The 13,736-nt window shown below is 43.9% G+C and carries 12 protein-coding genes and 1 riboswitch; of the genes, 1 reads left to right on the top strand and 11 read right to left on the bottom strand.

Annotated elements, in window-relative coordinates:
* Positions 1–30 precede the first annotated feature (30 nt).
* A complete protein-coding gene (locus ACSQ2E_RS03210; RefSeq protein WP_435989317.1) occupies positions 31–1,227 on the bottom strand; it encodes an aspartate kinase in 1,197 nt (398 codons plus the stop codon).
* Between the two features lie 50 nt (positions 1,228–1,277).
* Positions 1,278–2,528 (bottom strand): homoserine dehydrogenase, encoded by a 1,251-nt coding sequence (locus ACSQ2E_RS03205; protein WP_435989316.1) that lies wholly within the window; start codon positions 2,526–2,528, stop codon positions 1,278–1,280.
* A 124-nt stretch (positions 2,529–2,652) separates the two neighbouring features.
* Positions 2,653–2,763: riboswitch (SAM riboswitch) on the bottom strand.
* Positions 2,764–3,010: 247 nt separating this feature from the next.
* Here ACSQ2E_RS03205 and ACSQ2E_RS03200 point away from each other — a divergent pair.
* On the top strand, positions 3,011–4,396 hold the full coding sequence (locus tag ACSQ2E_RS03200; RefSeq protein WP_435989315.1) for a DUF2254 domain-containing protein: 1,386 nt from the start codon (positions 3,011–3,013) through the stop codon (positions 4,394–4,396).
* A gap of 127 nt (positions 4,397–4,523) precedes the next feature.
* Here the strand turns inward: ACSQ2E_RS03200 and aspA are convergent, their stop codons facing one another.
* The 9 genes from aspA to ACSQ2E_RS03155 form a co-directional block, all read right to left on the bottom strand.
* Positions 4,524–5,954 (bottom strand): aspartate ammonia-lyase, encoded by a 1,431-nt coding sequence (aspA, locus tag ACSQ2E_RS03195; protein WP_435989314.1) that lies wholly within the window; start codon positions 5,952–5,954, stop codon positions 4,524–4,526.
* 189 nt (positions 5,955–6,143) lie between these two features.
* Positions 6,144–6,776: a methanogen output domain 1-containing protein gene (locus ACSQ2E_RS03190; RefSeq protein WP_435989313.1), complete on the bottom strand. Its 633-nt coding sequence runs from the start codon at positions 6,774–6,776 to the stop codon at positions 6,144–6,146.
* Between the two features lie 329 nt (positions 6,777–7,105).
* Positions 7,106–7,402, bottom strand: coding sequence for a cytochrome aa3 quinol oxidase subunit IV (qoxD, locus tag ACSQ2E_RS03185; RefSeq protein WP_435989312.1), 297 nt, complete (start codon positions 7,400–7,402; stop codon positions 7,106–7,108).
* Complete coding sequence (gene qoxC, locus ACSQ2E_RS03180) at positions 7,402–8,013, bottom strand: cytochrome aa3 quinol oxidase subunit III (RefSeq protein ID WP_435989311.1); 612 nt, start codon at positions 8,011–8,013, stop codon at positions 7,402–7,404. Before qoxC ends, qoxD begins: the two co-directional genes overlap by 1 nt.
* 2 nt (positions 8,014–8,015) lie before the next feature.
* Entirely contained in the window at positions 8,016–9,977 is a 1,962-nt protein-coding gene (qoxB, locus tag ACSQ2E_RS03175; protein WP_435989310.1) for a cytochrome aa3 quinol oxidase subunit I, read from the bottom strand.
* Positions 9,978–9,993: 16 nt separating this feature from the next.
* The gene (qoxA, locus tag ACSQ2E_RS03170) at positions 9,994–11,013 is read right to left on the bottom strand and encodes a cytochrome aa3 quinol oxidase subunit II (protein WP_435989309.1); all 1,020 of its coding nucleotides are present in this window, start codon (positions 11,011–11,013) and stop codon (positions 9,994–9,996) included.
* Positions 11,014–11,387: 374 nt separating this feature from the next.
* Entirely contained in the window at positions 11,388–12,911 is a 1,524-nt protein-coding gene (locus ACSQ2E_RS03165; protein WP_435989308.1) for a multicopper oxidase family protein, read from the bottom strand.
* A 66-nt stretch (positions 12,912–12,977) separates the two neighbouring features.
* Positions 12,978–13,214, bottom strand: coding sequence for an SHOCT domain-containing protein (locus tag ACSQ2E_RS03160; protein WP_435989307.1), 237 nt, complete (start codon positions 13,212–13,214; stop codon positions 12,978–12,980).
* 213 nt (positions 13,215–13,427) lie between these two features.
* The gene (locus tag ACSQ2E_RS03155; protein WP_435989306.1) at positions 13,428–13,709 is read right to left on the bottom strand and encodes a glutaredoxin family protein; all 282 of its coding nucleotides are present in this window, start codon (positions 13,707–13,709) and stop codon (positions 13,428–13,430) included.
* Positions 13,710–13,736 lie beyond the last annotated feature (27 nt).

Raw genomic sequence — 13,736 nt, 5'->3', positions numbered from 1 at the left:
GTATAGGGCGGACTATACACTTCTTTCCCTTTATAAAATCGCCCTTTTGGATTCTATATAGTCCAACCCGAAGTGCATATGAAGTATTCTTGCGGCCTTTTCAGCGTCCGTGCGATCGACAATGGCGCTCAGTCCCACTGACGATTCCCATACGGACACCTTCCCTATGTGGTAATCATGGAAGACATTCGTGACCTTTTCTTTTACTTCCCCTGAAGACTTGATGCTTCCAATCACACATACCTTCGATACATCTTCCCTTATGTCAAAATGAGAGTAGGCTTGGTTATATTGCCTGACGATTTTTTTCACCAGGGGAACATCCTGATCTTTAATGATCAGAGCCAGACCTTGCGGATGCCTGATTCTTTCTGTTTCAATATGGTGTGAATCAAGATCATAGAGGATCAAGGATTCCCCTCCATCGCATCCATGGATCGTAAGGACCGAGATTTCTTCCTGGAGGGCTACCCCCACGATGGCATCATTTCTTTGGACTTTCCCGCTGATGACGGTTCCCCGCCCCTCTTTTAAACTGGAACGGACGATCATAGGTACTCCATGTTCCTTGGCGTGTTTAATCGCTCTCGGATGGAGGACATTGGCTCCCATCACGGCAAACCGGAGCATGTCATTATAAGATAGGCCGTCGATTTTGGCAGCCCGGGCGACCCCTCTCGGATCGGAGGTATACACCCCGTCCACATCCGTATAAATATCGCATCGCTCGGCATTCAGGGCTGAAGCCAATGCAGCAGCTGACGTATCGGATCCACCCCTGCCTAAAGTGGTGAGCTCCCCCTCTTCGGTGACGCCTTGAAATCCGGCCACCACCACGATTCGTCCATCGGATAATTCTTCTTTTATCCTTCCCGTATCAATGGAAGTGATCTTTGCATTGCCGAACACTGCATCGGTCCGAATCCCCGCCTGCCGACCTGTCAGGGAGATGGCCTTCATCCCTCTGTGCTGAAGGGCCATCGTCAGAAGGGAAATCGTGACCTGTTCCCCTGTCGCGAGGAGCATATCCATCTCTCTTTTACCGGGATAATCAGAAAGTTCCCCTGCCAGTTTCACAAGGATGTCCGTCGTATTAGACATCGCCGATACGACAACCACGACGTCATTCCCCTTTTCTTTTTCCTTCACGATTTGACCGGCCACCCGCTTCATTCGATCCGTAGAACCTACAGAGGTTCCACCAAATTTCTGAACAATGATACTCAAGTGATCCCCCTACTTTCTATCAGATCTATTTTCTGCTTTCCCTACAGCCGTCATAAAACACCGATTCCTTCCTTCACTTCATTTTCAAGAGGAATTTCGTGTAAAATCGATACAGCCTGAATGTGGTCATGTGATTGAAGAAGAGATTCAAGATCTTCTTTTCTGCCTTCGACAAACACGTAAAGATATTCTCCAAGCTGAATGCGGTCCTTTAAGGTGAACGGTGTAATCCAGCTTTGATATTCCTCTTTTTCCTTGAACCGCAGGACCCATTGGCTGATGCTTTCTTCTTGGGAATCTTCGCTCGTCACCGTCTTTTCGGGAGAAACGGTGTATTTCCCCTGTATCAGGGAGAGGAAATCCTCCACCATGGCACTTCCAGTCGGATATTTCCCCGCTCCGGGACCGAGTAGTGTGACTCTCCCTACCAGACTCCCTTTCAGTGAAATTGCGTTTTCCACATCCTCCACCCCGTAAAAAGGATGGGTGTCGTGGACAAGGGTCGGTTCCACTCCTCCCTTGATGCGATTGAATCCGTCACGTTCCAGTGATCCAACATGCTTGAATCGCAAACGGAAGGACTCGGCTGCCTGCAGCCATTCCGCCGTCAAGTGTGTGATCCCTTTCCGCCGGATATCCTTCCAGTCAGTCTGCTTGCCAAAGGCGGTCTGACTTAAGATCAGAAGCTTATAAAAGGCATCATATCCTTCAATGTCGCTCGTCGGATCCGCTTCGGCATATCCCTTCTCTTGCGCCTGCTTTAGAGCAGTTTCAAAGGAAAGCCCCTTTTTCCTCATTTGGGATAGAATGAAGTTGGATGTCCCATTCAATATGCCTTGAATGCTTCTGATTTCATTTACCTTCAGGAGCTGACGGATGGTGCCGATGACCGGGATCCCTCCGGCCGTGGTCGCTTCGAAACCAATGGACACCCCATGATTTAATGCCTTTTCCAAAAGATCGGGACCGAATTTTGCAAACATGGCTTTATTGGCCGTTATGACGTGAATCCCCTTCTCGATGGCTTGAGTAATATACGTATAAGTCGGTTCTTCTCCTACTATCGCTTCAAAGATCACATGAAGGTCAGGTATGTCGAGAATGTCTTTATATTCTGTCGTGACCAAAATGGACGGATCTATTTCCCTTTGCTTAGAGGGGTCCTTAATGAGGATTGCCCTTATTTTCACCTCTTTACCGAGTACTTCTTTCAATCTTTCCTGATGAGTATCAATGGCTTCATAGACCCCTTGACCAACTGTTCCAAAGCCCAGAAGCGCCACATTTATCGCTGACATCATTCAGCCTCCTTTTTTCCGGTTTTACCTGCACGTACGATTCCTGTCTGAAGGCGTGGTGGAAAGAAAGAGGGTATGCAGAAAAGCCCTCTTCTTGTAAGAAGAGGGCTGATTGACCATGCTCCTCCCCTTATCTTCCAGATCCACATGGAATCTGTAGGAATTGGCACCTTTACAGACTGATCCTGCAGGTTGCCGGGCTTCATAGGGCCTATCCCTCCGCCGCTCTTGATAAGAGATATAACGTTATGTTTTCACTTGATATTTGAGTATGAATTGGATTATATAGGGGATTCACCCCTTCGTCAATAGAATTTTTGTTATTTTTTAAAAATTCTTTCACTTAAGCCGGATGGGACATTTCCAATAAGTTTAGTTTGGAATACTCCTATTTCTATTAATCTTTTTGGTTGAAGGGAGTTTTAACCCTGTTAGAGAGGGAAAACTAACCCATATCCATTTACTAGAAAGGACACGTTTCGATCATGTTAAAAAAGATCCTTCCTTTATCCATTCAAAAATATTTGCTCATGTCAAAACGGCAGCGCATGCATGAAATCAGGCTCACCATTTGGTATATGCCCTTTATATACATATGCCTGTCCTTTCTCATGGTCGCCGTTACCCTTTATTTAGATCTCTATCTGGAAGTGTCACAGTATACGTTTGATATGTTAAGTATGGATGCATCTGTCACTCGCATACTGGTAAGCACACTCATAGGTGGCATTCTGACACTCAGTGCTTTTACGCTCAATTCCCTGCTCGTCGTGCTGACGATGTTCAGCGGACAGTTTTCACCCAGGATGCTGTTGGATTTCATTTCGGACAAACAGACGCAGCACGCCCTCGGCATTTTCAACGGCAGTTTCGTTTACGTGCTCTTCCTTTTCCTTTTTATCGGAAGTTCAAAGGACGAAATGTTCGTCGCTGCGCCGGTCATGACGATCGGACTGGCGTTCCTTACAGCCCTTACGTTCATATTCTTCATCAACCATGCCTCGACTTGGATGCAGGTCCATAATATTACGTACAATATGAAGCAGGTTTCTGAAGTGATGATCAACCAAACGCTTAAAAAAGATTTGGAGACCCATCGTACGACAGAACATGGCGATACGATGGATCAGTATAAACAGAATACCCTTCATGTGAGTGCTAGGGGTTCAGGCTATATTCAATTAATCGATTTTCAAGGAATAATTCAAATGGCAAAGGCTGAGAACCTTATCATTCAGCTTCATTACAAAGTCGGGGACTACGTCTTGGCCGGAAATGAAATCTTGAGCATATGGGGACCGGACACAAAGGATATTTCAACAAATTTCTACCTCGACTTCATTGAAATGGGGCATAAAGAAACTGAAATTCAAGACTTGCAAATGGGGATTCACAAGCTGGCCGAAGTGGCAATCAAATCACTCGGGAATGATGACCCTAAAACCGCGTCTAATACCATCGATCAGATGGCCGACCTCATGCTGACAATTGAGGATCACTTATCCTTCACCCCCTACTTAATCGATGAGGAAGGAAGAACCCGGGTCGTCCTTCAATCTGAACCGTTTGATTATTACCTATATCGGGGATTTGGCTATATCCGTCACTATGCAAAAGACAATCATTTGATCATCACGGACATTGTGCGGGCACTTGCCCTTATTGCTGAATCCATTCAAACGGCCAAGCATGAAGCCATTTGGAAGTTCGCCTGCAATACCATTGACCATATAGAGAGGGAAGTCATTTATGAATTGGATAAGACCTTTCTCCTGCAGGAAGTCCATAAGCTGGCACGGCTCACTCAAAACCTTGAGGAGTATAAGAAAATAGAAAATAAATTCTACCCGTCAGCCAATGAAAACACGTAAAAAGCTTCTTCCCTTCCATGAGGGAGCAAGCTTTTTCTTTGTTTGGCCAATGGCGAGGTCTTCTCCTTGCGCAAGCTGCTATAAAAAAACGCTCCGTCATTATCTTAACGGAACGTTTTCATATCTCTTATTCCCGATCAAAAAGTACACGCCCTGCAATTCCTGGATTCGTCATTTCAAAAGGATTCAAGATCAGATCAAGCTCTTCTTCGGTAAGAACATCATATTCGAGACAAAGTTCTCTCACAGACTTCCCTTTTAGGATGGCTTCCCTGGCAATCCGTGAAACGACTTCATATCCCAGGTGAGGATTGACCGCCGTGATGATGCCTACACTGTTTTCCACATATTCCTTCATACGTGTCTCATTCGCTTCGATCCCGACGAGGCAGTTGTCCGTAAAGCTTCTGAACGCATTGTTCATGATGCTGATGGACTGAAGGAGATTGAATACAAGAACAGGTTCCATTACGTTAAGTTCAAGCTGGCCGGCTTCTGAGGCCAGTGAAATAGTCTGATCATTCCCCATCACCTGGAAGGCTACCTGATTGATCAGTTCCGGCATGACCGGATTCACTTTACCCGGCATGATGGAAGAGCCGGGCTGTCTTGCTGGCAGTGAAATTTCACCAAGTCCGGCACGGGGTCCAGAAGCCATCATACGCAGGTCATTGGCGATCTTGGACATATTGACCATGCAGACCTTGAGTGCAGCCGACACTTCTGTGTATGCATCCGTATTTTGCGTAGCATCGACAAGGTGTTCAGCCCCTGTCAGTGGCAAACCGCTGATATCAGCCAGGTGCTTCACAACACTATTTATATATACAGGATCCGCGTTCAAGCCGGTCCCTACTGCTGTTGCCCCCATATTGACTTCATACAGATGATCGCGAGTTCGTCCGATACGTTTAATGTCGCGTTCCACTACTCTGCTGTACGCTTCAAACTCCTGGCCAAGGCGGATCGGTACGGCATCCTGCAGATGGGTACGTCCCATTTTAATGACGTGATCGAACTCCTGGGCTTTCTGTCTAAAGGCATTCAGCATATGCTCCATTGTGTCGAGGAGCTTCTCTAATAATTTCAGGGTGGAAATATGGATGACCGTCGGAAATACATCGTTGGTCGACTGTGACATATTTACGTGGCTGTTCGGGCTCACTTTCCCATATTCCCCTTTACGATGGGACATGAGCTCAAGTGCGCGGTTGGCAATGACCTCATTGGCATTCATATTGATGGATGTGCCTGCCCCTCCTTGAATCGGATCCACGATGAAGAATTCATGAAGCTTTCCTTCAAGTATCTCTTCGGAGGCCTGCACGATGGCTTGACCGATTCCGTCATAGAGGCGTGTCGTTTCCATGTTTGCAAGTGCAGCCGCTTTCTTTACGACTGCCAGGGCATCGATCATCTCTTTATGAATTTTATATCCTGTAATCGGAAAGTTTTCCACTGCCCGTAACGTTTGTATTCCATAATACACATCTTGGGGTACTTCTTTTTCTCCAAGAAAATCTTTCTCTATTCTAAATCCACTAGTGACATTGATCATTTTTCTTCTCCCTATTTTTTAATTTACAGCTTCTCCAATTGATGATTCTATCAATTCCCTGGTCAGTAGGCAACGATTTTGAGAGAAACCCATTTTTTTCATTTGTCCGCGTTTGAAGTCTCCATGCAATAAAAACACCCCATATCAATTCTCGAGGCGCACCAGTTCAACTTGATTCATAAGTACCACTCATTTTCTCTGTTTTACCTGGTCCCTTAACTCTTCAAGCTCTCCTACAAGTTTCATTACAAGCTCATCGCTCTGTCTCAGTTGCTCATTCAGCAATCGGATGGTTTCTTCCTCCCATTGAAACGGGTTACCATGATCCGGGGTATAGCTGAGGTCTTCATATACATCCCCTTTTTCAGCTGGCGTATCACGGAAATATATAGCTACCTCACAGCCTGAATCCCCTACAGCAATCCTTTTCCGTAAAACCACTTTTGAATAGCCGAATTTACGCGACGCGATCCCGCCGAACACACTTGAAGTCATATTGCATAAATGGGGGGCGTCTTTAACGGTTTCACCGAACGGACAGCCTTTAGCCTTCACCACCACATGATCCGGGTGCACTTCTGAAATATAGAAGTGACCCCCGATGGAGTTCTTCAAATCAATTATGACTTCAGCATACCGCTCAATCGTCCATTCTTCATCCTTCTTCCCATACAGACTTTCAATCCATTCCCCAGTACGCAGTCCAATTTGACGGATGTATTCATCTGCTGTTTTCCCTACCGTCTTCTGGTGGATACGAGCATATTGAGTGATAAGCTTACTTAAAAAAATCGTCCCGGTTAATGAAGTTTTCGTTTCCATTCCATCTCTCCTTCATTTGATCTATGACATTAGGCTCATTTAAAGGCATACCGTACCGTAGTTCAACTTGCCCTTTACTTTTTAAGTGTTATGAACTCGTTTTCTTTCAGTATAACATCTATGAACCGGATTCTGTTTGTTTGTTAGACTTTTATCTATGTGGTCCTGTTCTATATAGGACTAAAATCTCATATATTACCAGAAGAAAGTCCTGAGAGAATTAAAAGCTTAATGATATTCTTAAAACCCCTTTCCCCGGTGGGCAGGGTAGGGTTTTTTGAATATAAAAAAAGAAGCTGTTGAGATGTCCAACAGCTTCTTTTTCTATTTTAATGCATATTGCTCAATACCCAGACAGATCCGGCCACGATGACAATCGCGATGAATGCCGCAGACATCATCTTACCTACCTGCCATCTGCCTTCACCTTCCGTTACGTGCATGAACATGAAGAGCTGGATGGCAGCCTGTATGAAGGCAAGGACGAACACGATCGCTACGATCAGTTCATATGCCATATTCGTATACAGTCCAAACCAGACGGCTAAGAACGTCAACGCAATCGATAAGATAAATCCAATGATTTGAGTCCAAGGTAATCCACTATGATTCGTATGTTGTGACATTATCCCACCATCCCTAATAAGTACACGCTTGTGAACACGAAGATCCAGACAAAGTCCAGAAAGTGCCAATACAAGCTGGATACAAATAGTTTTTTAGCGGTATCAGGATTCAATCCCCGTTTCTTCACTTGGAACATGACGAGAAGAATCCAAAGGATACCCACTGATACGTGGAGACCATGCGTCCCGGTCAGTAAGTAAAAGGATGACCAGAACGCGTTCGTGCCCATGGCGGCTCCTTCATGGATCAAATGGATGAACTCGGTGATTTCCATGTAAAGGAATCCAAGTCCAAATAATAATGTAATGATCAGCCAAACCATCATGGATTTGACATTTCTTTTTCTTAATTCATTGATTGATAGACCAGACGTGAAACTACTGATTAATAAGAATAGCGTCATGATGATCGTATTCTTCATATCAAACACTTCACTCGGAAGCGGGCCACCCATCGTTCCGGCTTTCAGAGCGAAGAACGTTGCAAAAATAGTGGCAAACAATGCAATTTCCGCGCCCAGGAAAACCCAGAATCCGAAGATGTTCAGTTTACCGATATCGGATTGATATTCAAGCGGCGTGTTTGGATCTATATTCGTACTATGTGCCATGCTCACGCCTCCCTCTTATACGGATTTTCAGTCTTTTCTATTTCTTCCACACTTACATAATAACCTTCATCCTGCTTGTGTGACATCAGTGAACGGAATGCCATGCATCCGAAGATACCGACAAGCGCCATGATCGCCATCCAGAACAGTTCGAATACTAAACCAAATCCTGCGACAAAGAATAATGCGGCCATGATGAAAGGTGTCCCAGCATTGCTTGGCATGTGAATCGGTTTGTATTCAAAGTTATCAGGAACCATCTTTCTTCCTTCTTGCTTCATATTATGAAATGCATCAAGATCCTTCACTTCAGGAACATGTGCAAAGTTGTAATGAGGGGGGATTGCTGAGCTGGTCGCCCATTCTAGGGTACGTCCATCCCACGCGTCACCTGTTGTTTCTCTCTTGGCAAAACGGAAGCTATAGTAGATTCCGTACACAAGAATCATGAATCCTACTCCCATTCCGAAAGCTCCGACAGAAGAGATCATATTCAATGCCGTCCAGCCGTCTTCAGGTCCGTATGTGTACACACGTCTCGGCATACCCGCGAAACCTAATACGAATTGAGGCAAGAAACAAAGATTGAAACCGATGGAGAAGAACCAGAAAGTCCATCTGCCGATCCGTTCATTCATTTTATGTCCAAACATCTTAGGATACCAGTATGTGAGACCCGCGAAGCAGGCAAATACAACACCGGCGATCAGTGTGTAATGGAAGTGAGCTACCAGGAAGTAGTTATTGTGATATTGGAAGTCGGCCGCAGCCATTCCAAGCATAACCCCTGTTACCCCACCGATCAGGAATGTCGGAATAAACGCAACAGACCATAACATCGGGACAGTAAATTCGATCCTGCCCTTAAATAACGTACCCAGCCAGTTGAATATCTTGATTCCCGTCGGTATGGCAATCGCCATCGTTGAAATCGAGAATACACTGTTCACTGCTGCGCTACCACCCATTGTAAAGAAGTGATGGACCCACACAAGGAAGCTTAGGCCAGAAATCGCTACAAGTGAGATAATCATAGACTTATAGCCAAATAAAGTTTTTCTTGCAAATGTAGCAATGATTTCTGAGAAAATACCGAAAGCGGGCAAAATAACGATATATACTTCCGGGTGTCCCCATAGCCAGAAAAGGTTTGCCCACAGCATCGGGTCACCACCATCTGTCAGCGTGAAGAAGTGGGAACCAAATATCCGGTCAAATGTCATCAATGCTAACGTGACAGTCAGAATCGGGAAAGCAAATACGATGATGAAAGCCGTGATCAACGTCGTCCATGTGAACATTGGCATGCGAAGAAGCGTCATGCCCGGTGCACGCATCTTGATGATGGTGACGACAAAGTTGATACCCGTCAAGAGTGTACCGATTCCCGATATTTGTAAGCCAAGCAGGTAATAGTTAATACCCGGTCCAGGACTGCCTTCAATGGCAAGTGGTGCGTAGTTCGTCCAGCCAGCATTCGGTGATCCACCGAACACGAAGGACATATTGAAAAGGATTGCCCCGAACATGAATGCCCAGAAACTTAAGTTATTCAAGTATGGGAAGGCTACGTCCCTTGCACCGATCTGCAAAGGAACAACCACATTCATCAATCCAAGTAAGAATGGCATCGCCATGAACAGAATCATGATTGTACCATGAGTCGTAAAGATTTCATTGTAGTGCTCGGATGTTAAAAATGAATTATTCGGCACGGTCAATTGTGCCCTCATCAAGAGTGCATCGACTCCTCCGCGGAAGAGCATGACAAGTGCAGCCAGGATATACATAATCCCGATTTTTTTATGATCAACGCTTGTGATCCAATCGTTCCACAGCCATTTCCACTTTTTAAAATAAGTGAGGACTGCAACGATTCCCATTACGGTGAAAACGATTGAAATGTTAGCTCCCAGAATCAACGGATCGTTAAGGATCAGATTATCCTTAATAAAATCAAACATTTAAAGTCCTCCTCTCTTAGTGCTCATGACTACCTTCGTCTTTATGGTCGTCATCTTCATCTTTTTTCTTCTTATCGTCATGGTCCATGCCTTCATGGCCTTCCATATCCATATTGCCATGAATGGATTCAGCATCTTTATCTGCTCCACCTACCGTGGTATCCAGTCCGTACTTCTGGCGGATCGCCATGGCATACTCGGAATTTTTACCATGATTGACGAATGCTAAGTGAGTAGATGAAAAGGTCATCTTATCAACCGTTTCAGGAAGCATCAGTTTTTCATACGTATCCTCCGTCAATTTCGGTTCGTCTTGAGCATCTTCTACCCAATCTTCATATTTGTCTTGTTTCATCGCAACAAAATCAAATGTTTGGTGCGTCATTCCCTCACCAGTGAAGTTGGAATTTCTTCCATCATACGTCCCAGGCTCATCAGCCTGCAGATATAAGTCATTGACCATTCCAGGCATTCCATAGATCTGACCGCCGATTTGCGGTACCCAGAAGGAAGCCATGGAATCAGCTGCGGTTACTTTGAAAAGAATCGGATGATCCTCAGGGACATTGACATAGTTTACAGTTTCGATTCCTTCTTCAGGATAACTGAAGATCCATTTCCAATCGACAGCCGTCGCATGGATCACGATCGGGTCTTTATGGGAGGTCGCTTCCGGTGCGTTCCTCAATTCATAAAGGGCCTTTGTATTCGGGATGGATAATGCGATGACGATCAGAACAGGAATCAACGTCCAAATGATCTCAAGGAATGTACTTCCGTGCATATCCGGTTTATAGTCACTATTCTTCTTACTGCTTCGATACTTGAATAATATGATTGTAAAGAATCCAAGAACAACAACCATAATGGCAATCATATAGTAGATGGATAACATAATCAGATCTTTTTGAACGGCTCCAACCGGTCCTTTGGGATCCAGGACGATCAATTCGCTATCCGTACTGAATATAATGATGAAAAATAACGAAATTAAACTTATTAAGACAATTAAATACGGTTTAAATTTATTAAACAAAAGAAATCACCTTCCTTTATGTAGAATTTACTCTCGTAGACTTATACTATCAAATTCTCTAATCAGGTACCCTTCATAACTTCATTTTTAAACAGATTTTCGAAATTTCGACGCAATTTATTCACAGAACGGTAACAATGTTGGAAAGAATTGCTCAATGGACAAAAAAATAACTCTCAACGTTATCTGAGAATAACATTGAGAGCGGTTTATAGGTTGATTATTTAGAATATTAATAATCATCACTTATAAAATGTGAGCGGATTTTAAATTTTTTTCAGATTACCATTATGCCAATAAAACATTCATTTCTTATATATCTGTGCCCTCAAGAATGTTCTATTCCTCTCTTTTGGTAAGTCTTAATGATTAATTCAGTTAGGCTGATTCTCCTCTTCCCCACCTAACTCAAACGGGGAATATACTCCTTCATAATCGACGATCGTCACCATTCCCCTGGCAGCATGATTGTTATCATGGCAATGGAATAACCATTCTCCCACATTATCGGCTTTAAAATAAATCACATATTCCTCGCCTGGTTTTACATGAATCAAATCTTTGACAATCGGCTTTTCAAATTCTTTTCCGTTCTTGGATTCCACCTGGAAACGATGACCATGAAGGTGCATGGGATGATTCATCCTGCCTTTATTTCTTAATGTGACTTTTACGATGTCCCCTTCTTCCACCTTGATAGGCGGTGTATCGGGAAAGGTTTTATCGTTGATTTGAAAGGACATGCCTTCTCCCATTGACATGCCCATGCTTAGATCCATGTCATAGGTAACATCGGGCTCAGGGGTTTTGTCGAAAATTAGTTCTTCACTCCCATATGAAATTCCTTTCGCAGTACCTGCTTCCCTTGCAAGTGACGCTTCTTGACCGGGATGAGCCTCATTCGAAACAACTGGCAGGATCATGTCTTCTGCGTGGTCTGTATTCTGTTCCTGACCAATGAACACCGTATCTTGATCGGGCTTCGTGAATTCCACATCCACTCTTTCACCAGGTGCAATTTCAAGAACATTGGTTTTATTATCTTCAGAGACCACTCTTTCTGCATCATTCGCAATCACCTTCATCGATCCCTCCGGAAAGACCAACCGATGAACCTGGTATCCGGCATTCACGAATCTCAACCTTGCTTTTTCGCCCGCTTCCATCACAAGGGGTTCAATAGCCTTTCCTGATTTCCCGTTCACGGTAAAGGTATCGTACATTTGTTTCGTATCTGCTTCACCGTCCCCGGACATGGCTCCCTTCATCATTCCTCCCATATTGGTGATGTCTTCTTTTTCTTGATCTACTGCCCACTCATCGAGGATGAAGACTTCATCCTTCTTATAGTCTTTTTCCTTTTCTTCCACAATGAACGATCCATATAATCCTTTGTCGACCTGTACGGAGCTTTGTTGGTGGGAATGATACCAATACGTACCCGCATCATTTGCAATAAATTCGTAGGTAAAGCTTTCCCCCGGCTGAACAGCATCTTGAGTCAAACCTGGGATCCCATCCATTTTATTTGGCAACAGGACGCCGTGCCAGTGAATGGTAACCGGGACATCAAGCTCGTTCTTAAGCTTTACTTGTACAAAATCTCCTTCCGTAACACGAATGGATTTTCCAGGAACCGTCCCATTATAAGTCCAAGCATCCACTTTTTTACCCTCACTGATCTGCCACTCCGTATTCTGAGCCGTTAATTCGAATTTTTTGACATGGCGGTCACCTTTTTCTTGTGCGCTAACGTCTAATATACTTGTCTCCCCGTCCGTCACTCCCTTAGGCAAGGTCATTTCTCCGCTTTTATACCAGGGTGATTGAAGAAACACTATCACTCCGATTACCACTAATAAAGTAATGAGTATGCTTCCAATAACTTTTCTTTTCATCGCTGCCTCTCCTAACCGTTTGTCGTACCAACCAATTTTTCAAGTAGAATCGCTTCTCTAAGGTTATTACTCTTGGATTTTCCGTTTAAGTCGTTCGTATTCTTCTTCTGTTATTTCCCCTTTTGCCAGTCGGTCCTTTAATACACTCAATGAATGACGATTTGCCTTGTCCGTCGGGTTGTTCTCTTTCGGCGTCTTCGACCTCATCATCCAAATGAATACCCCCACAATCGCTACGATCAATATGATAAAAAGAAAGCCGGTTCCAAAAAATCCGCCGCCCATTCCTCCACCATTCATCATAGAATCATCTCCTTTTTGTTTTTTATCCCCTATACCCATTATGGTATTATTTATAACAAAAACCTCATGCAGTATCTTGGAGACTCCTTTATTCTTTCTTCCCCATAAACGTGCAAATTTAATGAAGAAAACAACTAAAAAAAAAAATCAGAAATGCCCCTGATCATCTACTGGACATTTCTGATTTGTTTATAGGATCCCTCTGAGTCAGAGCTATTTCAACCTTAGTAATTGCTTGATTTCTTCTTTATTATTCTCAAACCCAATCAAATTCTTTACGACTCTTTTTTTACCGAATATCCCTTTTTTATAGAAAGCAAATGAAGGAACGATCCTGGATCCGGATATTTCCTTAAGTTCCTTTTCGAACCTTTCATCTTCTCCTACGTTCTTATGGACATACTTGATGTTCTGTGCATTCAGGTATTCTTTAGCGGCTTGACAGTCGGAACAGGTGGGTCTGGTGTAAAGTTCTAATTCAAGGTCATGACTCATGGTATTCTAAAGCTCCTTTCATCAAGA

Source organism: Rossellomorea sp. LjRoot5 (genome assembly GCF_964253455.1).
Taxonomy (GTDB): domain Bacteria; phylum Bacillota; class Bacilli; order Bacillales; family Bacillaceae_B; genus Rossellomorea.
The sequence above is the reverse complement of the archived record's forward strand: the minus strand, read 5'-3'. Positions and strand labels throughout refer to the sequence as shown.